General features: G+C 42.9%; 29 protein-coding genes. 7 read left to right on the top strand and 22 right to left on the bottom strand.

The annotated features are described in order from the left end of the window. Positions 1 to 126: 126 nt before the first annotated feature. The 10 genes from QGN29_RS00735 to QGN29_RS00690 form a co-directional block, all read right to left on the bottom strand. Positions 127 to 1,692: a tetratricopeptide repeat protein gene (locus QGN29_RS00735; RefSeq protein ID WP_310798726.1), complete on the bottom strand. Its 1,566-nt coding sequence runs from the start codon at positions 1,690 to 1,692 to the stop codon at positions 127 to 129. Positions 1,693 to 1,709: 17 nt separating this feature from the next. Further along, complete coding sequence (locus QGN29_RS00730) at positions 1,710 to 2,327, bottom strand: energy transducer TonB (RefSeq protein WP_310798725.1); 618 nt, start codon at positions 2,325 to 2,327, stop codon at positions 1,710 to 1,712. Continuing rightward, positions 2,328 to 2,726: an ExbD/TolR family protein gene (locus QGN29_RS00725; RefSeq protein WP_310798724.1), complete on the bottom strand. Its 399-nt coding sequence runs from the start codon at positions 2,724 to 2,726 to the stop codon at positions 2,328 to 2,330. It lies immediately after the preceding gene. A 168-nt stretch (positions 2,727 to 2,894) separates the two neighbouring features. Next, positions 2,895 to 3,311 carry an ExbD/TolR family protein gene (locus tag QGN29_RS00720; protein WP_310798723.1) on the bottom strand — a complete coding sequence of 139 codons (417 nt, stop codon included), beginning with the start codon at positions 3,309 to 3,311 and terminating at the stop codon, positions 2,895 to 2,897. Positions 3,312 to 3,329: 18 nt separating this feature from the next. Further along, on the bottom strand, positions 3,330 to 3,857 hold the full coding sequence (locus QGN29_RS00715; RefSeq protein ID WP_310798722.1) for a MotA/TolQ/ExbB proton channel family protein: 528 nt from the start codon (positions 3,855 to 3,857) through the stop codon (positions 3,330 to 3,332). Next, positions 3,857 to 5,209, bottom strand: coding sequence for a MotA/TolQ/ExbB proton channel family protein (locus QGN29_RS00710; protein WP_310798721.1), 1,353 nt, complete (start codon positions 5,207 to 5,209; stop codon positions 3,857 to 3,859). The genes QGN29_RS00715 and QGN29_RS00710 overlap by 1 nt, the downstream gene beginning before the upstream one ends. A gap of 2 nt (positions 5,210 to 5,211) precedes the next feature. Beyond that, positions 5,212 to 6,036 (bottom strand): DUF3450 domain-containing protein, encoded by an 825-nt coding sequence (locus tag QGN29_RS00705; protein ID WP_310798720.1) that lies wholly within the window; start codon positions 6,034 to 6,036, stop codon positions 5,212 to 5,214. 1,161 nt (positions 6,037 to 7,197) lie between these two features. After that, complete coding sequence (locus QGN29_RS00700) at positions 7,198 to 8,028, bottom strand: fumarylacetoacetate hydrolase family protein (RefSeq protein ID WP_310798719.1); 831 nt, start codon at positions 8,026 to 8,028, stop codon at positions 7,198 to 7,200. Between the two features lie 21 nt (positions 8,029 to 8,049). Continuing rightward, positions 8,050 to 9,978, bottom strand: a complete 1,929-nt coding sequence (gene pabB, locus QGN29_RS00695; RefSeq protein ID WP_310798718.1) for an aminodeoxychorismate synthase component I — start codon at positions 9,976 to 9,978, stop codon at positions 8,050 to 8,052. A gap of 64 nt (positions 9,979 to 10,042) precedes the next feature. Further along, complete coding sequence (locus QGN29_RS00690; RefSeq protein ID WP_310798717.1) at positions 10,043 to 10,447, bottom strand: MAPEG family protein; 405 nt, start codon at positions 10,445 to 10,447, stop codon at positions 10,043 to 10,045. Between the two features lie 80 nt (positions 10,448 to 10,527). Here QGN29_RS00690 and QGN29_RS00685 point away from each other — a divergent pair, with 80 nt between their 5' ends. Beyond that, positions 10,528 to 11,097 carry an SRPBCC family protein gene (locus QGN29_RS00685; protein WP_310798716.1) on the top strand — a complete coding sequence of 190 codons (570 nt, stop codon included), beginning with the start codon at positions 10,528 to 10,530 and terminating at the stop codon, positions 11,095 to 11,097. A 3-nt stretch (positions 11,098 to 11,100) separates the two neighbouring features. Here the strand turns inward: QGN29_RS00685 and QGN29_RS00680 are convergent, their stop codons facing one another. From QGN29_RS00680 to QGN29_RS00665, 4 genes are all read right to left on the bottom strand, one after another. Next, the gene (locus QGN29_RS00680; protein ID WP_310798715.1) at positions 11,101 to 11,280 is read right to left on the bottom strand and encodes a hypothetical protein; all 180 of its coding nucleotides are present in this window, start codon (positions 11,278 to 11,280) and stop codon (positions 11,101 to 11,103) included. Between the two features lie 52 nt (positions 11,281 to 11,332). Beyond that, on the bottom strand, positions 11,333 to 12,475 hold the full coding sequence (locus tag QGN29_RS00675) for an acyl-CoA dehydrogenase family protein (protein ID WP_310798714.1): 1,143 nt from the start codon (positions 12,473 to 12,475) through the stop codon (positions 11,333 to 11,335). Between the two features lie 114 nt (positions 12,476 to 12,589). Next, entirely contained in the window at positions 12,590 to 12,961 is a 372-nt protein-coding gene (locus QGN29_RS00670) for a hypothetical protein (protein ID WP_310798713.1), read from the bottom strand. A gap of 86 nt (positions 12,962 to 13,047) precedes the next feature. Then, entirely contained in the window at positions 13,048 to 13,692 is a 645-nt protein-coding gene (locus tag QGN29_RS00665; RefSeq protein WP_310798712.1) for a hypothetical protein, read from the bottom strand. A gap of 257 nt (positions 13,693 to 13,949) precedes the next feature. Here QGN29_RS00665 and QGN29_RS00660 point away from each other — a divergent pair, with 257 nt between their 5' ends. Further along, positions 13,950 to 14,552 carry a hypothetical protein gene (locus QGN29_RS00660; protein WP_310798711.1) on the top strand — a complete coding sequence of 201 codons (603 nt, stop codon included), beginning with the start codon at positions 13,950 to 13,952 and terminating at the stop codon, positions 14,550 to 14,552. A 4-nt stretch (positions 14,553 to 14,556) separates the two neighbouring features. On the opposite strand, the gene QGN29_RS00655 is transcribed toward QGN29_RS00660, so the two are convergent. Next, positions 14,557 to 15,099 carry a hypothetical protein gene (locus tag QGN29_RS00655; RefSeq protein ID WP_310798710.1) on the bottom strand — a complete coding sequence of 181 codons (543 nt, stop codon included), beginning with the start codon at positions 15,097 to 15,099 and terminating at the stop codon, positions 14,557 to 14,559. Positions 15,100 to 15,134: 35 nt separating this feature from the next. Next, on the bottom strand, positions 15,135 to 15,434 hold the full coding sequence (locus QGN29_RS00650) for an SCP2 sterol-binding domain-containing protein (RefSeq protein ID WP_310798709.1): 300 nt from the start codon (positions 15,432 to 15,434) through the stop codon (positions 15,135 to 15,137). A 203-nt stretch (positions 15,435 to 15,637) separates the two neighbouring features. On the opposite strand from QGN29_RS00650, the gene QGN29_RS00645 reads away from it, so the two are divergent. Together QGN29_RS00645 and QGN29_RS00640 are read left to right on the top strand one after the other, a co-directional pair. Then, positions 15,638 to 17,200 (top strand): EAL domain-containing protein, encoded by a 1,563-nt coding sequence (locus QGN29_RS00645; RefSeq protein ID WP_310798708.1) that lies wholly within the window; start codon positions 15,638 to 15,640, stop codon positions 17,198 to 17,200. After that, positions 17,200 to 18,054 (top strand): TIGR01459 family HAD-type hydrolase, encoded by an 855-nt coding sequence (locus QGN29_RS00640; RefSeq protein WP_310798707.1) that lies wholly within the window; start codon positions 17,200 to 17,202, stop codon positions 18,052 to 18,054. Before QGN29_RS00645 ends, QGN29_RS00640 begins: the two co-directional genes overlap by 1 nt. Here the strand turns inward: QGN29_RS00640 and QGN29_RS00635 are convergent. The 4 genes from QGN29_RS00635 to QGN29_RS00620 form a co-directional block, all read right to left on the bottom strand. Next, entirely contained in the window at positions 18,051 to 18,365 is a 315-nt protein-coding gene (locus QGN29_RS00635; protein WP_310798706.1) for a helix-turn-helix domain-containing protein, read from the bottom strand. The two genes, QGN29_RS00640 and QGN29_RS00635, sit on opposite strands and share 4 nt — an antisense overlap. Beyond that, positions 18,365 to 18,754 (bottom strand): hypothetical protein, encoded by a 390-nt coding sequence (locus tag QGN29_RS00630; RefSeq protein WP_310798705.1) that lies wholly within the window; start codon positions 18,752 to 18,754, stop codon positions 18,365 to 18,367. Before QGN29_RS00630 ends, QGN29_RS00635 begins: the two co-directional genes overlap by 1 nt. A 194-nt stretch (positions 18,755 to 18,948) precedes the next feature. Beyond that, entirely contained in the window at positions 18,949 to 19,971 is a 1,023-nt protein-coding gene (locus QGN29_RS00625; RefSeq protein ID WP_310798704.1) for a protein phosphatase CheZ, read from the bottom strand. A 1-nt stretch (position 19,972) separates the two neighbouring features. Next, the gene (locus tag QGN29_RS00620; RefSeq protein ID WP_310798703.1) at positions 19,973 to 20,359 is read right to left on the bottom strand and encodes a response regulator; all 387 of its coding nucleotides are present in this window, start codon (positions 20,357 to 20,359) and stop codon (positions 19,973 to 19,975) included. Between the two features lie 370 nt (positions 20,360 to 20,729). On the opposite strand from QGN29_RS00620, the gene QGN29_RS00615 reads away from it, so the two are divergent. The 3 genes from QGN29_RS00615 to QGN29_RS00605 are packed head-to-tail and all read left to right on the top strand — an operon-like array spanning position 20,730 to position 23,459. Continuing rightward, positions 20,730 to 21,785, top strand: coding sequence for a bifunctional riboflavin kinase/FAD synthetase (locus QGN29_RS00615; protein WP_310798702.1), 1,056 nt, complete (start codon positions 20,730 to 20,732; stop codon positions 21,783 to 21,785). Positions 21,786 to 21,794: 9 nt separating this feature from the next. Beyond that, positions 21,795 to 22,610 carry an enoyl-CoA hydratase/isomerase family protein gene (locus QGN29_RS00610; protein ID WP_310798701.1) on the top strand — a complete coding sequence of 272 codons (816 nt, stop codon included), beginning with the start codon at positions 21,795 to 21,797 and terminating at the stop codon, positions 22,608 to 22,610. A 39-nt stretch (positions 22,611 to 22,649) separates the two neighbouring features. Then, positions 22,650 to 23,459: an SDR family oxidoreductase gene (locus QGN29_RS00605; protein ID WP_310798700.1), complete on the top strand. Its 810-nt coding sequence runs from the start codon at positions 22,650 to 22,652 to the stop codon at positions 23,457 to 23,459. Positions 23,460 to 23,535: 76 nt separating this feature from the next. Here QGN29_RS00605 and QGN29_RS00600 read toward each other — a convergent pair whose 3' ends face one another. Then, positions 23,536 to 23,997: a nuclear transport factor 2 family protein gene (locus QGN29_RS00600; RefSeq protein ID WP_310798699.1), complete on the bottom strand. Its 462-nt coding sequence runs from the start codon at positions 23,995 to 23,997 to the stop codon at positions 23,536 to 23,538. Continuing rightward, positions 23,990 to 25,528, bottom strand: a complete 1,539-nt coding sequence (locus QGN29_RS00595) for an alanine/glycine:cation symporter family protein (RefSeq protein WP_310798698.1) — start codon at positions 25,526 to 25,528, stop codon at positions 23,990 to 23,992. The genes QGN29_RS00600 and QGN29_RS00595 overlap by 8 nt, the downstream gene beginning before the upstream one ends. Positions 25,529 to 25,598 lie beyond the last annotated feature (70 nt).

Here is a 25,598-nt window from a genome sequence, read left to right as displayed (position 1 = left end):
ACTTATACAGGATGAATTCAATTTATTCTTTTATTATGCAAATAATCATTGGAAGAGATGGCCAACGAGATCAAAAAAAAGCGGCACCCTAAGGCACCGCTTTTTCAATTCTATAATACGAAAATGTTATTTACATTTACGCTTTGTATCATTGCCAGAGAACATATCTTCACGGGCGATGTCTGCTTCAATAGCTTTCTTAAAGCTTGAAACCTGACGTTTTATACGTCTGTTTTTCGACTCACGGCCCAGTTTTTGGAAGACCCGACAGGCGTCCATAACTTTTTTCTGATCCAGAAGAGCTGCCCCTTTACCAAGCGTTGCGCTGTCGATCTTAGAACGTGATGGTTTCTTCTTCTTTTTGTATAGAGCCAAAGCTTTATCGAACATACGCACAGCGTTTGCAGAGTTACCATTACCATATTCCATACCTGCGACTTGTAGGTACAGCTCTGGATCTTGGAGCTCATCAGCAACTTTTGTCAGCGGCGGTACAGCCTTTTCAAACTCATAAGATGACATATAGGCCTGAGCAAGAAGACGCGTGTTATCTGTATCAGACTTCATGCGACCATCTCTCAATGCAGATTCGATAATCCAAGCTGCTTTAATAGACGATTCACGGGCAAACTGAATTTGAGCGACCATTTTGATCTCATTCGGTTTGTTATCCATCCAACCCATTTCATAAATAGCCTCAAATAGAGAGTAAGAAACTGTATCTTCACCCAGTTCCTGGTGGACACTGGCGAGGCGCTTATAATATTCTGGCTTCGACCATTTAACGACCATAATCTCTAGCATATCGCGGTAGCGGTTAACATTGCCAAGCTCGTAGTATGAGCTTGCAAGCAGCTGATACCATTGTTCCTTAGAATCTGTTTCAGGATTAGCTTCAGCTTCATCAATTGCACGCTGCATGTAGCTAATCGCTTTATTATAGTCTTTAGTGACATAGTAAAGCTGTGCAATGAAGGTATTCTGTGTTGTTGTCACTTTATGACAAACAGTGTCAGAAAGTTTGAACCAATCATTTAGATAGTCTAGCGCACGATCATATTGCTCTTCAGAATAGTTTAGCTGAGCAACACTGTAGGTAATGCCGTGCAAACGTGTTTCTCTGAAAACAGCTTCGTAGCTAAGAAAATCTTCAAGATTTTTGATTGCTGCTTTTGTATCGCCGCGCTCAAAGTTAATTTGAGAGTAAAGCTGAAGCATTGACGCACGATCATAATCCGGTGTGCGGCTAGAATTTAGCGCATCCTTGATAAGACTTTCAGCGTCTCTTGCCATAGATTTTGTTTGATTCTCAAGAGCAGGAACTTGACTAAGGAACGTCTGTGCTTGCGAGCGAAGGGTCGCAGCTTCAGTTGCTTCTTCAGGCTTAGTCTTCGTCGCAGCCAAAGCTTCCGCTTCTTTTGCCTGAGACTTTAGCATATCAATCTGCTTACGTAGCTCACCTGATTGATCAAAGATTTCGAGAACCTTTTCATACTTGCGATATGTCCGCTTGCTCATGGTGATATTTTTACGTGAAGATTTGAAAGGCTTCCCGTCAGCACAGATATTTTGTGCAAAAGCCTTTGTGCTCAAACCTGGGATCGCTTCCACAAGAGGGGTCGCGGCCAAAACAGCACCAATGACTGAGGCTTTAATGGCTGGTTTCGCAAATTTTGCAAATGTATTGAACATAGTTAACTCCAGTTGCCTTAGTCTTCAGCCAAGTTGAATGAGAATTTGTAAATAACGCCAGTCACTTTCTGACCTTTACCATTCACTACACGTGGCTTGTATTTGAACTTAGCTGCGGCTTTACGGCTTGCACGGAAGAATACATTCTTAGGCTCTTCTTCTACAAGCTCGATTGAATTTGAATCGACAGTTCCGTCTTCATTCACAGTCAGGCGTACAACACAGTATCCCTCAATACCACGCTCAAGCGCACGGTTCGGATAAACAGGCTGTTGCATAGCAAGTGGAAGGTAATCCCCGTCAGCGCCAGCACCAAGATTAATGTTACCTAGACCAGCACGGCCCGTTGCAGCAGAAGGAGGCGGCGCAAGGCTGATATTCGTAGGCTTTACATTCGCTACTTTGGGTATATCAATCTCAGGCTCAATAATTTCAGGCTCTGGTGGTTTCTCCAGAACGCGTTCTTTACGCTGTGGAGGTTGATCTTTAATATCCTGAATTACATTGATGGATTTACGTTTCTTGGTTTCTTTAAGGTCCAAATCAGGATCCGCAACCAAAAACTGCATCAGCATAAACAGACCGAATGTGACGGCAACTGCAGCGATGAGCGATGATGCATAACGAGCTATCATTTATTTCGCCTCCGTAGAAATAGCGATGGTCTCAACACCAGCATCTTTAATGGCATCATAAAGGTCCATTACGATTGTGGCGTCAGATCTAACATCGGCTTGGATATTAACAGTACCACGGGGGTTCTCTGAATGAAGTTTTTTCACAGCAGCACGAACACTATCAATCTTGGTTGGTTTACGGTTAATAATGATATCATTTTTATCCGTAACAGCGATCAGGATTGAAACCTGTGGCTGCAGCTCACCAGTAGCTGCTTCCGGTTTAGTTACGTCAACACCAGCTTCTTTTACGAAAACGGCGGTAACGATAAAGAAAATCAACATGATGAAAACGATGTCAAGCATCGGGGTCATGTTAATTTCGGTATCTTCATCTTTTTGCGAATGGTCACGCATTCTTACTCTCCAATAGCCTTTTGGCTCGATCTCTTAAAGAGCCGTTGGCTCTCCATCTCTGCACTTTGAAGACTTTCCCATTTTTTATTATAGGGCCAAAATATGGCGAAATATAGGTATAGTCATTCGGTGTATGTGGTGGGGATCAGGGACCCCCACCAAGGAGTATTATTTTTTCATCAGAATAATCTGCTCTCTTGGAATACCAATCTCTTGAGCAACATCATAGATTTCCATGGCGATACCAGTTTGGGCACCGCTCATCATTTGAATAACAACAGGCGCTTTTGGACGCTCAACGCTGTTTTTCTTAATGATAGCCTGGACAGAACCCAGAGCCACACGTTTGAAATCATGACGAATTTGCTGACTTCCATCGACAATGAAGGCAATCGCACGTTTGTCGTCGTCTTGCTCGTTGTCTGGTGGAGGACTGTTATTCGCAGGAGGCTTATTCACATCGATTCCACTTTCCTTTACGAAAGAAGCAGTCACGATAAAGAAGATAAGCATAATGAACACGATGTCGAGCATCGGGGTCATGTTTACTTCTGCTTCATCTTCATTTTTTGCAAACTTACGCATTAAATTCTTCCTTAAGGATTAGTGGTCCATGGTCAGCTGATCTTCAAGCTTTTCAGACTCGCGTTTTGCTTTACGTTCGATATAGGTGCTCAAGAAGATACCCGAGAGGGCAGCGACCATTCCAGCCATTGTTGGAATGGTGGCTTTTGATACACCAGCAGCCATAGCACGGGCGTTTGAAGACCCTTGTGTTGCCATAACTTCGAACACTTCGATCATCCCTGTCACTGTACCCAGCAGACCCACAAGAGGGCAGAGGGCCACAAGAGTTTTAATCATAGTCACTCCTGTGTTTAAGTCATCTGAAGTTTCGCTGATCATGGCAATGCGAATTTTGTGCGCATACCATGATTGGCGTTCAGAGCGAGATTCCCAAGCATCGATAACACGAGCTTTTTGCTTGCGATATTCAAAAGTAAAATACCACATACGCTCTACAATCAGCACCCACATGATGAATGTCACAGCCATGATCATGTACAGGACGTTGCCGCCCTGATTGATGAACGCAGCAATGGCATCAAGTGAATTACTAAGTAGAAGCATTAGCTGTTACCTTTCTCAGCATGTACCGCAATGATACCTGCAGACTGCTCTTCAAGAATGTGGATAACAGTCTTAGAAGCACCAGCCACGAAGCTGTGAAGCAACAGAGTAGGAATAGCAACCACTAGACCTTCCACAGTTGTCACAAGCGCCATAGAAATACCAGCAGCCATCATTGTTGGATCACCAGTACCGAAGAGTGTAATCGCTTGGAAAGTCGCGATCATCCCTGTCACTGTACCCAGTAGACCAAACAAAGGTGCTACAGCAGAAATCAATTTAATGAGAGTTAGGAAACGCTCAAGAGCTGGTGTTTCTTTCAGAATTGCTTCGTCAAGTTTCAACTCAAGTGTTTCAACATCTACATTTGGATTGTCAGCATACACCTGAAGAACACGACCCAGTGGGTTGTTCGGGTTCGGTGTAGAGTTTTTAATCTGTGATTTCACTTTTGCTTTCACAACAAAGAGATAAACAAACTGAACGACAGAAAGAAGAACACCAACAGCACCAAGCGCTAGAATTAGATACCCTGTAGGGCCACCAGCTTTTAACTGATCTTCTAGAGTTGCTTTGTCTACTTCCATACCCATAATGACACCGCGTGTGGGGTCAATGCCAAGAGAGACAAGGCCAGATGAAGCCGCTTGGTAAGGCGCAACCGTATCAAGCACGAGGGAAGGCTGGCGAGGAAGCTCCTCAACAATACCGCCATCAGCAAGAACGAAGAAGCGACCACCGCCTATGAAACCAAAGTCACCGATCCGAACGATGTCGAGGTTTGTTTCATTACCATCAGCAAGACGCACATTCTGATTGAATTTTACGTTCTTACCAGACTGAACCATTTCAATCATCATAGCAGAAGGCCATGTGCGAATTTCGTCAGGTGTCGGCAATTGAGCTGTATCTTTTGCTTTATCAACAAGAGCATTGATTTCGTTCAAACGATTTGGAAACTCAACAGAAATATGAGAGTTCTCAAGGGTCGCCTTCGCATCAGAAGACGCCTGCTGTAGAACACCAAACAGCTCCCCAAGTTTCCCTTTTTCTTTATCAAGCAGGTCTTCAAGGCGCGCAATTTCTGCGTCTAAGTCTTGACGTTGCTTTGTCAGACGATCACTTTCTTTTTCAAGGCGTGATTTTTCTGCATTAGAACGGTTCAATTCAGCTTGCTGCTGAACTTGCTTTGTCCGGAATGCATTCACCCGTTGCTTGTACTTAGAAGTATCCGTCACACTACCATTACGAACTTTATTCAGGAGTGTATCAAGATCTGTACCGGTGTCCTGTGCAGATACTGCAGAGAAGCCCAATACGAATGCGACAGCAGCCGAAAGAATCTTTTTCATTCTTATTTCTCCTGTGGAGCTATGATTGGTAGAGCAAGAACATCGAATGGTGCTTGCTTACGAGCCATTTTCATAAGGTTACGAATTTGGGAGTTCGCTTGTGCATCAAGCTTCTGCCATGATCCATCAACATAGGCACCAGCTTCTTTACCATCTTTGGTCTGATAGTAATAACCAATGCGACCAACTCGTGCAAAGTTCACTGTGCGACCATCAAGCTCACCGCTCCATGCGTTGATTGAGCTACCGTAGCCAGCTTCTGTTTTATAAGCTTCCAAAATAACACGGAAACGCTCAGGATCTTCAAATCCTGGATCAACAAGAACATCTTTAAGCTCTTGGAGACGGTTTTGACGTGCTTCCATTTCAAATGGAATGTCCTGAGCGATAAACTCTTCCAAGTTACCAATCATTTCTTCCATTAGACCCGGAATTTGGTTCTTAATGCTTGCAACGCCAGAGATAGATGTCTGAAGCTTAGTGATTTCTTTTTTCTGCAAATCAATTGTCCGTCTTTGCTGCGCATTAAACGCTTCTAGACCTGCAATTGCTTTGAGTGTTTGCTTATACTGAGAAATCAGTGACTGAGTTTTGTTATCAAGCTTTTCAATTTGAGACTGAGTAGCCTGTGCAACCTTCTTAGACTCTGATACTTCCTTAACGACCTGCTTAATACGGGCGTCGTCTTGTGCTGAAACAGCTGACGCGCCTGCAAAAAGAATAGAAGCAGCAGTTGCCGTTGAGATAGCTAATTTCTTTACTGTAGCCATATCCATTTTCTGCCCACTTGGGTTTACGCTGCTAAAGCAGCTTAGTTTACCTTGCATGACCATAGCTTCCCATTTAACGCCTGTTAAATAGAGAAAACCACGGTGGTCATACCCTTTTTAATCACTGGGAAAGAGAATCCAGAATATAATAATATCCACTATATCCCTTCGTACCACTCTCCCCAATGGTCCGATTATGCAATCCATTATATGGTATTGCGATATCTCATCCTTATAACTGACATTTAATAATTCACTAATGAATATGAAATGTCTGGATGCTGAGTGTCTTTTTAATGAGACATACGCCCTTAGGCAACCGCAAAAAAAAGTTACAACACACAACTAACTCTGTAATCGCATTGAGAACTAGAATTAGAGTTATTAGAGTCCGACATTCGGCTCATCTTCTATAATCCAAACATTTGATGTGTTGCCAAGTAGTTTTTTGTAATTTTCAGAAAAAAAAATGTTTTTACGGGATATCTTTATACTTCATGAATGAGAAAACTTTCATTATAAATCCTTAAGATCTATGCATAATTTAGTTTTGCCTTGATGATCATACGGGATGTAGTCGCTTTGTACTCTGTAACTATGTAGCAAATTCAAGGTGTTGAAATTTTCCTTTTATATTGGGGTTACTGTGCCTTATTTTTGCCTCTTTTTGTCCAATTTCAAAAATAGATGAGCGTTTTTAAAATATTAAAAAAATCTTTTACTTTGGTTTATTTTTGAGCGCTATTTCGATCAATTGAAAACATTATGAACCGAATCACTATAAGAAGAGGAAAGAAAATCATCGATTCTCTGATGTATTTTTCTATTTTAAGAGAATTTCTACGCCCGTGAGGATCAGTTGAACTGATTCTATCTGGCGGGGCTGATCTAAACTTTAGTAAAAAAAGAACGACCGCTGGGCAAGTGGTCGTTCTTTAAAACTCTAAACTAGGGGGAATGTGCTTGGGCCTAGCAACACGCGGTAATCTTGCCATTGCAAGCTACACTAGGGGGAGGAGGAATAGGGGTGCGCCCTACTAGGCCTTCACATACTCAAAACTACATGTCGATCTCTCGACAAGATTGAAGATACTAAAAATGGTTAAAGAGTAAGTTAACAAAACGAAGAAATATGTTTAGATTTTGTTTACTTTTTGGCAAGCCTTAGGTGAGGAAATTAGAAATTTAAATGAGATACATCAGTGGGTTAGGTTAAAATTATTCAGAGACAGTGTTTTTTAAGGTCCCAATTTTTTCTATAATAATATTGAGACGGTCTCCATTTTTTAAGAAAATCTGTGGGTGCCTGCCTGCACCGACTCCGTCCGGAGTGCCCGTTAAGAGTATATCGCCAGGGTGAAGAGTCGTAACTTCGCTAAGAGTGGCGATCAGGGCTGGGATTGAAAAGATCATGTCATCTGTTGTCCCTTGCTGCATGATTTCAGAATTGAGTTCAGTCTTTAGAGAAAACGACGGAGGTGTAACAGCCTTTGACTGCAGCAAAAGGAAAGATGCAATGCTGCCTGACTGTTCCCAATTCTTTCCTAAAGAAAATTGGCTAGTACGTTTTTGCCAGTCACGTGCTGTGCCATCCATGGCAATAGAATAGCCAAATACATGCTGCAAAGCCAAGGCTTCAGGGATTGCACGGCCTTTTTTACCAATAATGACGGCGAGCTCACCTTCAAAGTCATAGGCCTCACTTTTTGCAGGTTTCTTAAGAGGAGCATTGGATGTCACAAAGCTTTCTTGAAAACGCAGGAATATATCAGGGGCGCTAGGCAATTTCCCTCCCATTTCTTGTGCATGTTTTGCATAATTTTTACCGACACAAAATATACGGGAAGAAGGGGTGAATATTGCGCAAGGTCTTGCATGCTTTGGCAGAGAGACGGCATGAGCTTTAATGAATTTCACACTTTCTTCTGCAGGGAGGTCGATAAAATCTTCAAGAGCCCCTAAAGCCCACACGATAGGATGGGTGCCGTCTTCTACGCCGATATAGGGCGTATCCTTAACTAGCGCCGTATGGAGTTTTACCAATGACATAGAGCGAGGCTTTCCATGAGTTTAAACCATTCCATTTGATGCAGTGCAAATCTTGACACGCCGCAATCCGCGGAGGCTATTGCCAATAAAAATCTGGTCAGCGTCTTCTATTTGCTTTTTGGTTAAGGTGGCCTCTTCAGCGAGACCATTTGCTATAAGAGAAGCGCGTAATATTCCTGGTAATAATCCTGACGTTAAAGCAGGCGTAAGTAATATTGTATCCGATTTAGACGCTTTGATGAAGAGAGAACTAATGGCACCTTCACAGACTTCTCCCCGTTCATTGAGATAGATAATATCTTCTAATCCAAGCTTTTGAGCTTGCTCGAAGTCACGATCATACTGATCCCGGCGGGTTGTTTTATGATAGAGATAATAATCACCGGAGTATAGATTGTGCGAAGCAAAGGCAATTTTTCCCCGAGAAGAATTGGGCTCTAAATTGGGATTAGTCTCTTTATCGAGCACGGATGATTGAATAGATATCTTTCCTGAAAAGTCCATGATCAGTTTGATACGGTGGATGCCTGAAGAAAGCGGTATGGCCTTAAGATGCATATCCAGCTGAGCATCAATGGTCGCTTTGTCATAGGGATAACCAAAGTAAGTGGCGCTTTTATGTAGTCGCCTCATATGAAGATCAAAATTCATAATGAATGAGCTGCGAGGCATATTTTCATCTTGATCTGCTTGACTTAAACTGTGCGAATCAAAGCCCATTGTCTCAAAAAGAGCGGGAGCGTGTTGACGGGAAGCATGCAGTTCAGTTAAAAATTTACCTTTAAGCAAACATTCTTCATACTCTTGCTCTGCAGCGCTATCGGCAACGACGCCACTGCCAATGTGAAAACTACCCTTACCTGTCTTATCCAGTGTAAGCGTGCGAATAGGAACATTGAGTGTCCAATCCAAAGGGCTTTTTCCGGAAGCAGGTGAGAAGTGGCCAATTGCACCGCAATAAACATTCCGAGGGCCGTTCTCTAATTCATGAATAATTTCCATGGCTCTAACTTTTGGAGCGCCAGTTACAGAACCACAGGGAAATAACGCTTTAATCATGCTTGACGGAGTTAGAGATTTATCAACATCAGCCTGAACTTCGGAAGTCATTTGTATAACCGTCTTGTATACTTCTGTCTCGAAAAGTTTTGGAACTGAAACAGAGTGAGGTTTGGCAATTCGGCTAAAGTCATTTCTGATGAGATCTACGATCATTAAATTTTCAGCTTGAGACTTTTCGTCTGAAATTAGTGAGTTTTGAAGATGTTGATCTTCTTCCAAGGTCTTACCGCGTCTGATGGTTCCCTTCATAGGTCGACTGGACAGTTGATTGTCTCGACGGGCCACAAACAATTCAGGAGAAAAGGAGAGGACTGACAGCTCACCAGTATCAATATAGGCTCCGTAAGGGACTGGTTGAGATTGTCTCAATGCCCGATAGAGGGCAAGGCGATCCCCTTTTAAGGTGATTTCAAGAGGAAAGGTGTAGTTGATTTGATAAACGTCACCAGCATGAATATAGTCACTCACTTTCTTTAGTGCAGAAAGATAGGTTTGATCTTCGTTTGAATTCTCTGCAATTTGGAGAGAATATGTTTTTTTACTTTCAAGATCACTTTCTTTTAAGAGATCCTCTATTTCCTTTTGAGGCAGTAATTCTCGATGCTTTGTGACCATCATCCAGATAAGGGGTGCCGTTGATTGATCTGCTATATGAGAGAGTTTCTCCTCAAAGGCGGCAGCGGCTTCATAGGCGATATATCCAGCGACATGAAACCCTGTAGCAAGCGCTGAATCGATCTCCTTTAGGGCGGCATCAATGTCAGCAACACTCTGGGCAATAATGAGGCGATCTGGAGAATGAAATAACGAAGACATCCCCGCTGTCTGAGCCGGTTGACTATCGTCTAAGAGGACGAAAGGGGGATGTCTAAGAATTTGGTCTTTCATGAGGGCCTTATGGGAGATAGTGCCCAAGAGGTCAAGGGCATTTATCAATTGTTTTTACAAGAAATTAAGCTGCAAAAAAGGCAATATATACGCCCCCTAAACAAGCTATCAATAAGGACATGAAAGTTGCAAGTGAGCCAACGATGCGAAAGTTATTAACTTCTCTTTTCTTCTGCAGGCCAAAAAGATGCAAGAGCCGTCCTATGACCAAGAGAACAGAGATGGTTATTAAAAGAGACGTCGATGCTTTCTTGCTTTCAAGCAATCCGAGAATAATCAGTACTGTAGGAACATATTCTATGAAATTTGAATGAGCTCTAACAGCCTTGAATAGCCTTGGGTTCTCTTTTGCAGAGCCACCAAGTGATACTTTCTCGCTCCATCGTAACCGAACAACATTAATTGAAAGGTACAGAAGAATCAGTCCTAAGAATGACGCTGCGATAAGTGTGATGGGGTATGTGTGCATTTTTCCTCTCCCGTTTTTTTTGAAACATGGTTATAAGATAGCTTTACACGGATTACCACTCAAATTGGGAAAGGCTGCAGATGCAATTTCTAAAAGGCTATAATGGATTTCATAAAACCGTTGCAATCGGTCTGATTATTCTTGTTGTTCTTGCGATTTTAAGAGGCTTTATGGTCATCTCAGGGGGAAATCTTCTGGTCAAGGTAGACCGCACACTTACTTTGAAACCAAAGGACATATGGCCCTATATTGTACAGCCTGATCTTCGGGATAACTGGGTCGTTGAGTTGGTTGATCACGCCCCTCTTAGCGGTCAACCCTACGAAGTGGAAAGCTCTCGATTACTTTTCTGGAAGCGTGATTTTAGGCGATGGAGTGGCACTGAGACGACGGAGACAATTACACCGCAACGATTTTATAGAAGTTATATTGTAAGCCAAACATTCAGAAGTAATTGGACCGTTGAATTAGAAGCTTTAGGCAACTGTCAGACGAAAATATCCTATAGTATTCTGATGAGGGAAGAAGACTATACAAGCCGATATTTTGCTTTTCTTAAAAAATCGACTGAGGCGGAAAAATTAGGCCGTTCTCTTGATGCGCTGGATGAATGGGCTTCTCGAGACAGTGACTGTGAGAAAGAGATGTAGGCGTTAGTCCGTCTCTACGTTAAAGTCAGAAAATTCCCATTCGTCAAGGCGTTCCATTTCTGACATGAATAGATTTTCAGCCGCCACAAGCGCTTCATCCTCACTGTCAGCATTGACAGTGGTCACCCAGTAAAACTCGCCATGAGCCAGCTCTGATTTTAAAGTTACACGCATGCGAGCCATAGGATTACCTCTTATATTAGGGACCAAACACTTGCAGGCCGTTTAGCAAAGTCTAGAGAGTTCGTCCAATCAATTCCTTCATAATTTCACTTGTTCCGCCATAAATGCGTTGAACACGACTATCTGTATAGTGTTGGGCAATTTCATATTCTTTCATAAAGCCATACCCACCGTGAAGCTGGACGCAGCGGTCGACTAAACGACTTTGTAATTCGGTAGTCCAAAGTTTAGACATCGCCGCTGTAGGGGCGTCTAATTCCCCCTTAATGTGCTTTTCTAAACACTGATCTACAAAGGCCCATCCCACTTCAAGTTCTGTCTTCATTTCAGCCAACTCAAACCGTGTATTTTGAAATTTTACGATGGGCTTTCCAAAAGCATGTCGCTCTTTGGTATAGGCAAGAGTGATATCAAAAGCTCTCTGGCTGGAGGCCATGGCTATCATGGCAATGGATAAGCGTTCTTGAGGTAATTGCTGCATTAAATACATAAAGCCAGCATTTTCATACCCAATTAAATTGGTCACAGGGACTTTGACATCATCAAAGAATAGTTCTGATGTATCTGAAGAGTGCATGCCGATTTTTTCAAGGTTCCGACCTCTCTTAAATCCTTCACGATCCGCTTCAATGAGAATGATACTGCTGCCCTGAGCGCCGCCTTCTTCCGTGGTTTTGCAGACAGTCAGAACAAAATCACAATTTTGACCATTGGAGATGAATGTCTTTGAGCCGTTAATGATGAAATGATCCCCGTCTTTTACGGCGGTGGTCTTGATCCCTTGAAGATCACTTCCCGTTCCTGGTTCAGTCATTGCGATTGCACCGACAGCGTCACCACTGACCATTTTAGGGAGCCATTTTTGTTTGAGAGCTTCATCCCCATACTCGAGTATATAGGGAGCAACAATATCGCTATGTACAGCGATGGCTGCACCGCCGGCGCGTGTATAGGCTTGCTCTTCATTGATGACGCAGCAATATCTGTAGTCAACATTTAAGCCACCATACTCTTCAGGGAGTTGTGGGCAAAGCATGCCTGCTTCGCCTAATTTGTTCCAAAAGCCTCGATCAACCTTACCTTGATCGCTCCATCTGTCTCGATGAGGAACAGCCTCTGCTTCGTAAAATTTACGGACACTGTCGCGAAATATTGGTAAATCTTCACTATTATAAACAGAACGATTTTTAAGCATGATATCCCTTCCTCTAACTTGAAAATGATGATGGAAGTAGAGGGGATATCTGTCAAGAGAGAAAGAAAAAAGGCAGCGATAAAGCTGCCTTTAAAATTAGAAAAAATATCGCTTTTAGCGCCGACTTCTGAGGGCTCGAATTACTCTGTTCATTTCGATCTGAGCATCCCGCAATTTGTTATTTAGATCCGTCATATCATTCTCATAGCGGCTTAGCTGGTCTTTCGACATATAGGCTTTGATATACTGTGTTCGTTGCTCCATGCAGGTGAAGTAGACATCAATTTTTTGAGAATAAGCCAAGATGTTTTTACGAGCTTCAACAACTTGCTTTGTTGTTGCTGTTTCAGCATTAGGGATGACAGGGAAATCTTGCGGTGCAGGGCCACAGTGAAGAGGACGTTGCTGCGCTTGATCTTGAGAAGTCACTGCGCTGCTCAAGAGCAGAGCTGATGTCAGAATTATGCTGGCTGTATTTTTCATCATTCTAGTATCATCCTAAATATGGTCAGAATTATGACTGCGAGATGAGAATACCCATCTCGCTTGCTTTAATCAATAAGCAATCTGGTTTACTTTTTTGCAGAGTCAGCAGCTTGCTGTGCAGCCTCGGCTTCTTCAATTGCTTTTCTTTGTGCAGCGACAAATTCTTGTTCACGTTTCACTTGCTCAGGAAACATCTGAGCATAAACGTTGTTAACACGACCAGAAACATCAGCTAGAGCTGTAGCAATGGCATTCATGTTATAGGCAACGCCACGATAATAATAGACACGTGTGTCTGGATCATAGGCACGATAGATATTTTCGTCAGAGACAAGCTCACCATTTTCTGATGGCTCAATTGTGTCTAGTTCAGCGCGAGGTCCTACAAAATCAAAAACGATTTGCTGCCCTTTAGTTTTGGCAATCCACTCTTCAGTCTTTGTATCAGAATGTTCATTAATTTCGCTAAGACGACGGTCATTTAAAACATGCTTTTCTTCGAGTTGGAAAACTTTTCTTAAAGCTTCACCGCGCCCCCGCGAGCGGGCCCGTGTAGGCCATAGGATAGAGACAATTTGCGAGGCAGGAAAAAGGATCATGCCGCCTGTATAAAGAATGCCCTGGCCATTTTTTGCTGCAATGGACTGATTGAACAGATCAAAGCTCGCTTGAAGGTTGGTAAACTGGTTGCGCAGCTCATGCACATAAATTGAAAGTGTATTATTATCCATCTTAAGTCCCACTAATCACTATACTAGTTGTCATAATACCGGTTTAAACCCTATGGTTTCACCAGTGTACTATTCGAATCCCATGGTTTGCAGCGATAGCATAGGATGACCCTACATCCTAGTATAAAGTTCACGAATCATGAATTATCTAGGGTTCAAGTCCCCTCCGGCTTATCAGCTTTATATAAAGTGCAGTTTTCCTTGATTTTTGTAGTAAAAATCACTAGAATAATCTTGGGTAAATTACGGGTGCAATGATGACGACTTCAGGCTTGGTTATAAAACCGCTGTCGCCGGCGGAATCTGCTAAGTCCAGATCACTTTCTGGGCCAGCCCGTAATGCTGTCTCCAGATCAGAAGCCAAAACGGCATCAGAAGCAGAAAACTCTGACTTTAAAGCTGAATCTTTCGTTACCCAATTTATGCGAGAACAGCAACAGAAGCAAGGTGCTGCAAGCCCCTTCAACGATCCAAGTAAAGGACGGGCTTCCCCAGGATCTGGCATGCTTTCAAGTGATGTAATGTTTGCTCTGCAAGAAGCCACACAAAAAGTAGAGGCAACTATCCGCCTATCAGGCTCATCTTCAGAGGCAAATGATTTTGTGACGGCAAATGGGCAAGCCCCGTCGGCTCTATCAGCGTATAGTCGCGCAAAAGAGAGTGTGGATCGTGTGAGAACAATAAATGCTACTTTTGCAGCCGCTCAGGAAGCCAGTCAAAGTCAAATGACAGCTCAACAACTTGGGCAACAAGCTGGACAGTCCCAAAGTGCGCTGACATTCACACAAAAGGTAACGCAAGCAATTCCTGACCAATTATCACAAGCCTTAGCAGGGACGCCTGCCCCTCAGCTAGCATAAACGATTATCTTGAGACTATATCGGTGATGGACCTTCTGAGATCTAAAACGCGTTCCATATCGTCTGCAGACGACGGTGATCCAACAATGGTTCTACTGTAAAAAGCCACATATGTTCTATTGGGATTATTTGCCACCTCGACAATTTTTACCGTCAAAAGATCAGGGAATGTTTTTCCTTTCACCTTCACAGTGATGTCATATTGATTATCGACAAAGTCTAAATGACGAATGTCTAATCGAGGGTTGCTATCAATCAAATTCACTAAGGCATCTCGCACAGCTTTTGAAGGGGCTTCGAAGGCCATCAGCGGTGCGTCAGCAACTGAGCCAGGGCAGACTTGTTCATCACAAGCTAGAAATCCCGGTTTATCAGCAGGGTAGTTCAGACCGGCTAAATCAGTTTTCTGCAAACTGCCTTCTCTGGAAAGGCCCGTAACATCACCTCCACTCATATTGAGGAAGAGGAGTGAGCCAACTAATATTGCCATGACAAATAGGCTGGCACCTAGAACGAGGTTTCGATATTTGTCAAAGTTGGATGTCATATGCGAGCTCACTGTTATTTTATGAAATCTAGGAGTTATCCTAAGATTGACCCAAGTTGCATAGCGAGGCTCATGTCGCCTTCAACACGTAATTTACCCATCATAAAGGCCATCTGTGGGTTCTGTTCTCCTTTTGCAATGGCAGCAAAAGTTTCTAATGTTGTTTTAATCGTGCAATCGGCTTCAGAGTTTTCGTTATCCACGACAGTTGGGGACACTTTACCGTCAATACGAACAACGCCGTCTTCGTCAAAATCGAATTTAATGATAGCTTCAATAGGTGAATGATTGCCCACGCGGTCGCGGATTTGTGATGTTAGATCTTCTAGAGACATGTCTCTCTCCCATAGTTTGAAAATTAGTTCTAAAGGAATATGGAGACTGTAGAGTATGAAATCAATTCCAAATCGTTAAAATATTTGAAATATTTGTCATTTTTTTTGAATTAAGGTATCAATAGAACTGTTGATTATTCTTGCTTGTTTACTAAACTACGCAAAGATGATCTTCGGACTTTAAGGGAGTGAAAAGTCTATTTATGTCAGTATTTCTTCAAGTTGGATTGTTTTTTTCCTATGTGATAATCGCCTTTGCAGTTGTTTTGGCTGGTCCAACCTATATGGGGCTTTCTTCAAATGCGGCCCTTGGCTTAGGTTTTGTTTTCTATGTGGGGCTATCCCAAGGAACGCGCATTTATCTCTCACACAGAGAGAAAAAGGCGCTGGACGCCAAAGTTGAAGCGATTGAATTTAATCAGTTTAAATTCGAAGCAAAAATTGATGAGTTGATTGAGAAAAGCGGCGACGGTGACAGCTCTAAAATGGTTGAAGAGTTGAAAATGCTGCAAACGTTGCTTGTGCAATTCGTTAAGAAGGAAAAACAACTTTCTAAAAACCCATCTAAAGGTGCTGCAAAATCAGCAGCTAAACCCGGTGCCCTCCCGAAAAAGCCTGAAAATATGCGCTCTGAGGGGGCAGCCCAGGACGGGTCGGCGACAGCGAGTGCTGAGGTTGGAACGACACAGTCTGCGCGCGGAAGTAAGGAGATTGATCCTGTTGCCGCAGCTAACTTGGCAGTGAATCATAAAGATTCTAAGACGGCACCGGAGGTTGTAAATATTGCAGATCTACCAGATGCTCAACCTGAAATTGAGGATGAAGAGGAAGAGATCATCGAACTTTCAGAAAGTGAAATTTTTGATGATGAACTCTCAGGGGGGCGCGGCGATATACGAGATGCGCCAACAGCTTCAGGGGCTCTTGATGCCGTGATTGATCATAAGGATGGCCAGGGCGCAGGAAAGGGCGAAGGACGAGCAAAGAGAAGCTATAAAAAGCGTAAAATCCGCCTTATTAAGAAAGAAAGCCAGCTGCTTGATGTTATGCGCAGCGGTCTGAGTGAAAATCGTGTTGATTTATACTTGCAGCCTATTGTGGGGCTTCCTTCTCGCAAAGCAACATTCTTTGAGTGTTTTTCTCGTGTCAGGGATGAAGAAGGTAATATTATATTACCTCGACACTATATAAAATTAGCAGACAGTGCTGGACTTTCTGGAACATTAGATAATTTGCTTCTGTTCAGACTTATTCAGCTCATTCGAAAGATGGGTAAAAGAAAACAAAATCTCAAATTTTTTACCAATCTATCTCTATCTTCCCTTCAAGATAAAGAGTTCTTCCCGCAATTTGTTGATTATATGACGATGAATGAAGAATTCAGCCATCGATTAGTCTTTGAACTTTCAAAAGAAGATTACGAAGCGCTTCCGGATGATGTTCTCTCTATGATGGCGTCTATGGGCCGCAAAGGGTTTGGCTTTTCTTTAGATCAAGTAAATACAGTAGATCTTGATATTAAAGATCTACAGCAGAAATTTGTCCGTTATATAAAAATTGACAGTAAAATTCTTGAGACAGAATTTTCTGAAAATGACTTGTCGGAATATGTGACCTATTTGCGACGAAATAACATTGCCTTGATTGCATCTCGTGTCGAACGGGAAGCTATGGTGCTTCATGCTCTTGATAATAACGTTGAATTTGCACAAGGCTATTTATTCTCTGAACCTGTCGCAGCCTCAGAAATGGACGATTATTTATAATGGCCTATGTACCTGTCTGGGATCATCTCAAGCCAAACCTTGAGGGTATTAAACTTGTGATCTGTGATCTTTGGGGGGTTATGCATAACGGCGTAGAGCTTTTCCCAGAAGCTGTTGCTGCCATAGAAGGGGTGCGAAGGGAAGCAATTGAAACAGTCTTTTTGACCAACGCGCCAAAACCAGCCTCTCTTATTAGGGAACAACTGAATGACAAGGGCTTACCGATTGCTCTTCAAGATAACATTATGTCGAGCGGCGCCCAGGCAAGAGCCTATGTGCGCGAACATTATCAAGGGAAAAGCCTTTACCATATGGGGCCTTCTATGGACCATCAAGCTGTCGAAGGGCTGCCCGTCACAGTGACAGAGGACATCCAGAAGGCTGATTTGATCTTTGCTTCTGGCCTTGATCACTCTACAGTAGAAGCCCATGATGCCACTCTGGAAATTGCTTTAAGAAACAAGGTTCCCTTCCTTTGTGCCAATCCTGACCGGGTCGTGCACTTTGGCCATAAACTATGGCTCTGTGCTGGCTCAATTGCTGAGGTTTATGAAGGTCAAGGCGGTGAAACTTTGTGGTTTGGCAAACCTAGTGAAGGGGCCTTTCAAGACTGTGCCAAATTAGCAGGCATGGAGGAACAGATTCTTCCGCATGAAGTCTTGGTTATCGGGGATAGTTTGTTAACAGACATCGCAGGTGCACAACGTTTAGGCCATAAAAGCCTTCTCATAACAACGGGTATTCATAGAAAAAGCTTTTCAGCGATGGCAGAAAGAGTTCACTGGCCAGCAATCCAAGGATTGCCGGCGGACGATGTTTTTCCTACAGCTTTAATGGCTCATTTAAGGTTTTAGCTTGAGATTGTTAAAGCGAAATACATTAGTAGGGCGCCGACAAGGCCGCCTATTAAACCCGATAAGAGGCTTGATAGTCCAAGGTAAGAAAATGTATGCAGGCTGTCTTTAGTAGCCCCTTTCGGATAGAGAAAATCTTGCTCTACCTCAAAGACAGCGCAAAGCCCCTTCAATGTATCAAGCGATGCACTTCCGGTCCTCTCCACTCTTTGGATTGTTCGAAGACTCACCTGACAGGCATCTGCCAGATTTTGTTGTGTCCATCCTCGATCAGACCTTAGACTTCTAATTTTTGTCTCATTGATGAGCATTAGAGCAACCCCGAAGCGAGTGAATATCCAAGAGCAGCCCCTAAGATGCCGGCAGCAACGCCGATAATGAAGCCCCATTTTTGCTGCCTCCGAAGGGAGATTGTCTCACTATAGATAAGACAGTCATTTTTAAGGGTTAGAAATTCAACAGACCTGAGAGTCATTATAAAGCGAAATTCATATAAACTTCCGCCTGCTTCATAGGCATACTTACTGCTGAATCCAATATTTCTACTTTCATGAATGAGGATATCATTAAAATAGATATATTCTTTTCCATTGAGGGTCGAGGCGACCGCTTTGATTGAATTGTCTTCGTCTTGAACGTTAAATTCAATAGTCTTAAGGGCTAGTGTTGCTGTATCAGATGTTGCTTCAAACTGTGTCATAACTCGGGTCCTTTTATTTTTTTTGGTGACCGAAAACTATGGGAGATCAGGGTTTTTGTATACGTCAGGTATATGACAGTGATTGATTTGGCGGTTTGTGTCATATGCTGTCGTCATCACCCACAGAGAATAAGAAGAGATAAGACATAAAAAAAGCCAGCAGAAATGCTGGCTTCTTACTCAATAATGTTTCGTTATCCAAAGAGGGCATCAATATCATCTTGACTGACATCGGCGCCTTTTTTCTTGAGATCATCCATCTGTTCGTCATCAGACTTATCATCTTCTTGAGCAGCTTCTTTAGTTTTTTCTTTGGCTTCAAGCTCGGCAATAGGATCAAAATCTTCCTCAAACATGTTATCCAAGACTTTTGGATTAACTGGTTTCGGAGCTTCCACCTTTGGTTTGGCTTTTGCCTTTGGCTTGGGTTTGGCCGCAGCTTTAGGTTTTGGCTTAGGAGCAGGTTCTGGCTCTGGTTTTGACTCTGGCTCTGGTTTTGACTCTGGCTCTGGTTTTGACTCTGGCTCTGGCTCTGGTTCTGGTGCAACTTCTGCAGCAGGGGCCGCAGCAGGTGTGCCAGTTCCCATAAGATCGTCCACAGCTGTTTGATCAATACCTTCACCGTCAAGTGCGGGACCGGAGAGAAGTTTTTCTTCTTCTGAGCGAGTGTCTTCTCCTTGAGCTTTTACGATATCGTCGTCCGTCACACCGAGTAGATCTTTTAGATCAAGGATGCGGCTTTCAATGTGCGAGAGGGTATGAACGACTTTAGAAATGCGTTGTCCAGTAATGTCTTGGAACGAACAGGCCTCAAAAATATTCATGACTGAATCATTGACAGTCGCCTGATAGGCATCCATATCGCTTGGGTCTGCGCCCATGATGTCTTCAGCAGATTGCATGATCGTATTGGTTGCTTCTTCAGTGGCCTGAACAATAGCGTCCAACTCCATTCCAGCGCGAGGGATTTGAGTATCCTCCAAATCACCAGGTTGGAGTGCAGCAATCTCATTTCTTGCATTAGAAATGTAATCAGATAGAGCCCTGCATTCTCGATAAATTGACGTATCGACATTGCGGAAAAAGGCTTGCATTGTAGCTATCAGTATTTCAGTTACGGATGCCATATCTGCAAGAGAAAGCTGTGAAGAGCCTTTCTCTTTGCGCAGATTATCGACAAGCAATTCTATCTGTTTCGGAAGATCATCCGAGTTCATATTAGAAATCCCCAAGGACCGCAGCAAGTTTCGTTTGCAGCGTCGCAGCGTTAAATGGCTTAACGATATAGTTATTTACGCCAGCTTTCTTCGCTGCAATTACGTTATCCGTTTTTGATTCTGCAGTTACCATAATAAATGGAGTGTCCTTAAGAACTGAGTCTGCACGAACTTCTTTTAAAAGTTCATATCCAGTCATAGGCTCCATGTTCCAATCAGAAATGATTAGACCATATGATTTACCTCGCGCCTTTTCTAAAGCCTGAGCACCATCTGTCGCTTCATCGACATTATTGAAACCCAATTGTTTGAGAAGGTTGCGTACAATTCTAAGCATTGTCTTGTAATCATCGACAATCAAAACCGGCATATTCTTATCAACAGCCATTTTGTAATCCCTGTTTTTATTCAGTTAATCAGATACTTGAGAATACCAAAAAGACATTTCCATCTCTCTCCTGCATCCCCTAGAATTCAAGCTAGCAAGTTTAACCTGATAGTTCAATACCTTGGTTACCTTATTGGGTAATCACTTGCAATTGCTTAAAAGGATAATTGGGTTAAATAGTTAATATTTTATGATTAATGCATTAAAAATCACTATTTTCTGCGTATTTTCAACTTTTGCGTTTTTGATAATCCATTTTCCCCAGAGGCTCGAATCATTCCTGAGATGGAATTTATATAGCAAATGATGAAGAAAAAGGTTATCAGACGCAAAATGGGCTCTATATTAAAACGATGAGCATATCAACGCTATGAATAGGTTTGTCCCACAGATGAAATTATACAGACATATAAATGAAGTTGAAAAATCTATGAAAGGGTGCGTTGTTGCCCTTGGTAATTTTGATGGATTTCACAGAGGTCATCGTGTTGTCATAGGGGAAGCAGGCCGTCTAGCTAAGCAAATGAATGTACCTCTTGCTTTAGTTGTTACAGAGCCTCATCCAGTTTCTTTTTTCGCACCGGATCGTCCCCCTTTTCGACTCACACCTTTTAGAGAGCGTATTCAATTGCTCGAGCATTTTGGTGTTGATTTCCTAGTTATCCTTCCTTTTGATAAAGAATTAGCTTCCATGACAGCTCAGGATTTTGTCACGGACATACTCATCCAAGGCTTAGATGCTAAGCATATATTTGTTGGCTATGATTATCGGTTCGGGAAAATGCGAGGCGGCGGCAATAACGTTCTGTCTTATATGGGGGAAATGGAAGGTTTTGGACATACTGTTATTAAACCAGTGGTTGCTGGCATTGAGGGGTATGCGGGAGAAATATGTTCTTCAACACTTGTTAGGAAAGCTCTGCTTGCAGGCGAAGCCCGCAAGGCTGCGGCTCTTCTGGGGCACTGGTGGTCGATCAATGGAAAGATTATTAAGGGCGATCAGCGAGGAAGAACCATAGGATTTCCTACTGCTAATATTGAACTTGGTGAAAGCCAACAGCCACTCATGGGAGTGTATGCTGTTCGCGTACTATTGGAAAATGATAGTCAAGTTTACGAGGGGGTGGCAAATATTGGTCAGCGGCCCACATTTGATAAACGGGATGTCTTACTTGAAGTGCATCTGTTTGATTTTGATGGGGATATTTATAATAAACATGCCCGAGTTGAATTGGTCAGCTTTATCCGTGAAGAGAAGAAATTTAACGGATTAGAAGAGCTGAAAGACCAAATTGAGAGAGATTGTCGTGTTGCACGTGTTGTTCTTGCTACAACTGAAAATGATAGAGATCATCTCCATTTACCAACTTTAGAGGAATATTTAGTGCGGTTCCCTGAAGGGTTCACCAGCTTGTACCAAATATAGGATTTTACCGTGAGTGAATGGACATCAGACTTTTTCGATCAATCTAACCCTTTGTATCTTACTGTTGATGCAGGCATTGGTACTCTTGTTTTGAATCGCCCTCACAAGAAAAATGCTATCAATATGGAAACATGGGATCATATGCCTGCCTATATAGCGGCCCTTGAGAATAATCCTGAAGTACGTGTTGTTGTGGTTATGTCATCCACAGAAGGGAGTTTCTGTGCAGGTGCTGATATTTCTGAATTTGCAGACATTGCCCTTGATGCTGATCTTCGTGAACGCCAGAGAGTTGGTATTAGAGAGGGACAAAGAAGGTTAGCACGTCTTAAGAAGCCAACAATTGCTATGATTGATGGTCCTTGTATTGGAGCTGGCTGCGGCTTGAGTATCCACTGTGATTTTAGGATCGCTAGTTTACGATCTAAGTTTGGGATTACGCCTGCAAAATTAGGACTGATTTATCCTTTGAATGACACAAAGCATCTTGTGGATCTTGTCGGGCCATCCCATGCAAAAAAGATCCTTTTTACCGCTGGGATTTTCAGTGCGGAAGAGGCGCTTAGGATGGGGCTTGTCGATGAGGTTGTTCAAGTGGAGGATCTGGAACTCGCCGTCAAAGCTTTTGCGGCATCAATGGTTCCAGTCTCTCAATATTCACTCAGAGGGATTAAAAAATCCATTCAACGCATCCTCGATGGTCAAGCGGATGATGATGACACCACATCAAAATGGTTTACCGATGCACATACCTCATCTGATTACAAAGAGGGCGTGGACGCCTTTATGGCAAAGCGAAAGCCAAAATTCACGTGGAACGACTAAGGCTCTCAGTGAAGAGGGTGATTAAGGGGAATAAGAAAAATGGGACATAAAATTGTATGGATCACAGGGGCATCTTCAGGCATCGGAGAGGCTGTTTCACTTGAATATGCTCAACGAGGGGCAAAAATTATTCTCTCCGCTCGACGAGAGGAGGAATTAAACCGAGTCAGAGAGGCATTGATCAATCAAACAGGGCGGCCCGATGATTATGTGATTCTCCCTCTAGATGTGACAGACTTTGATGGGATGGACAAAAAAGTTCAGGCTGCGTTTAGTTTCTTTGGTCGTGTGGATTTATTGTTTAATAACGCGGGCATTTCGCAGCGGTCCAAAGCAATTGACACTGACATGGACACATATAGAAAATTGTTTGAAGTTGATGTTTTTGGTCAAATTGCTCTAACCAAGCAAGTCCTGCCTCTCATGATGAAGCAAGGGCAGGGACATCTGGCTGTGACCTCTTCAATCGCCGGAAAGGTTGGAGTTCCTTACAGAACAGGATATTGTGCCGCTAAACACGCAATGATGGGCTTTTTTGACGCACTGAGAGCTGAAACAGTGGATCAAAATATTATTGTTTCATGTGTTATCCCCGGGTTTATTAAAACCTCAATTGCAGAAAATAGCGTGAGCGGCGATGGCAGTCGTTTTGGACAAAAAGACGCTGTTATTGAGAATGGCATGCCTGCTGACCAAGCGGCACGTGTGATTGTAAATGGTTTTGAAAGCCAGAAAAAGGAGATTCCTGTTGGTCGCGGCAGTGAGATGAAAGCCCTATGGGTTAAGAGACTATTTCCAGAACTGGTGTATAAGATGGCAGCTAAAATGGGCGCCCCAAAGAAAACCTAAATCAAAGGCGACCAATTAGAAGTTTTAGAAGAGTCTTTTTGTTATTGTTCAGGCTTGTCGCTGACGTATTGTCGTCTTATTTCTCTTTTTTTTCGAAGCTTTTAATCTGTTCTGTTACCGATTTTGCTATGTCATTTGGGATTGGAAAGGTCAAAGTGTATTGACTAATTTTCCATCCCTTGGCCGTTTTTAACAACGTCCCAGTGCCTCGAGCTGTACCGTATTTTTCACTCAGCACAATCTCATGGAACCAAGCAACAGTATTATCCTGATTGAATTGAGTTTGGCGGCTTTGAGGAGTGTAGACCCAGCCGCTATACTTGCGGGCAAATGCTTCGAATTCTTCAAGTGTCCAATATTCTTTTGCATCAGTTCCAATGAAAATGGCATTTTTTCCAAAGAGAGGAAAATACTGATCCCAGTCGCCGGTAGCGGCATAGCGATGGAGATCGTCCAGAAGGGCATCTGTTGCTTTTAAATCGTTCGCTTGAGAAGGGCTGCTGAATATCAGGCAGACTAAGAGCAGGAATTTATACATCACGCGTCTCCTTGATATCGCCGTTTCTAAGGCGGGTCAGATAGTTTGATAACTCGGCCTTTAGTAGGGGTGCCATGATGAAGATACCTATGACATTTGGCAGAGCCATCAGAAAGAACATGGCATCCATAAGATCAATGACGGTTTGTGGTTTTAAGGCAGCCCCAGGAATGAGAGAAAGGCAAAAGACGAATTTGAAAAGGCCCATACTGGTTGTCCCTTTACCGAAGACAAATCCCCAAATCTTACTTGTGTAATAGCCCCAGCTTATGATTGTTGAAAAAGCAAAAAGCAACGCTGCAAAAGCAAGGATATAAGGGAACCAGCTAATTTTACTCCCAAAGGCTTTTGATGTGATTTGGAAATCTGAGACGGCTGATCCATCTGGGATGTAAGCGCCAGAAATAATAATGACAAGAGCTGTCATAGAGCAAACAACAACAGTATCAATGAAAGGCTCCATGAGAGCAACCATACCTTCTGATACGGGCTCTCTGGTTTTCGCTGCTGCATGGGCAATGGTTGCAGAACCAAGACCAGCTTCCGTTGAGTATACTGCGCGTTTCATTCCTATAACAAGAACACCGATAATTCCGCCGTAAGCTGCATCAGGATTGAATGCTCCTTGAATGATAATGCCGATTGCAGCGGGTATTTCAGAAAAATGAGTCAGCAGAATAAAAACAGCGGCCAGAAGGTAAATACCACACATCAAAGGGACTAACCGGCTGGTGACACCCGCGATCGATTTAATCCCCCCCATGATTACTAGTGCGGTTAAGCTTGCGATGACAACACCAAATACCCACGGAGCAGTCTCACTTTCAAATCCAACAACATAGTCCATGAGGGCATAGGATTGATTGACTTGGGCAATTTGAAGTAAACTAGGGATTGCAAGAATTGCATATGTCCAGGCTAGGATGAGGCCTAATCTCTTCAAGAATATACCTTTATCTTTCATGCTGTTTTTAAGGTAATACATGGGACCGCCATTGACTGTGCCGTCTGGCTCAATCTCTCGGTATTTAACAGCGAGTGTAACCTCTGAGAATTTTAAGGTCATGGCAAAAAAGCCGATAATAATCATCCAGAATGTTGCTCCGGGCCCGCCAAGGTAGATTGCCATCGCTACCCCAGTTATATTGCCCAGCCCGACAGTGCCCGACAACGCAGTAGATAAAGCTTGAAACTGGGTGACCTCACCTGGAGCTTCTTTGTCATGGTAATGCCCTCTGATAATTTTGCTCGCAATACCAAAGCTTCGGAGATTTATAAATCCTAAGTAGAAGGTTAGGAAAAGCATAGGGGTCATCAAGACCAGAACAATCCAATTGACCTCTGTCCCAAAGAGAGAAACTTTAGCAAAGACGAAACTATTCAAACTGTTCACAAATTGGGTGATGCCAAACACGATCGAATCGAGAAAGCCAGCTGATGCGGTTCCCGTATCAGCCCAAACTGCAGGAGTGAAAGCAAAGAGCGTTAGCAATAACAGACTAAAATCTCTTCGTTTATATTGAATGGTCATCTAATTTTCTCCCGCCTATCTCTTTGGATAATGCATAGCGTGAGCTATGGATGATTGCAAACATTGCTTT

The sequence above is a fragment of the Temperatibacter marinus genome (assembly GCF_031598375.1).
Taxonomy (GTDB): Bacteria; Pseudomonadota; Alphaproteobacteria; order Sphingomonadales; family Kordiimonadaceae; genus Temperatibacter; species Temperatibacter marinus.
Note: the sequence above shows the minus strand (reverse complement) of the source record. Positions and strands in the feature narration are given on the sequence as shown.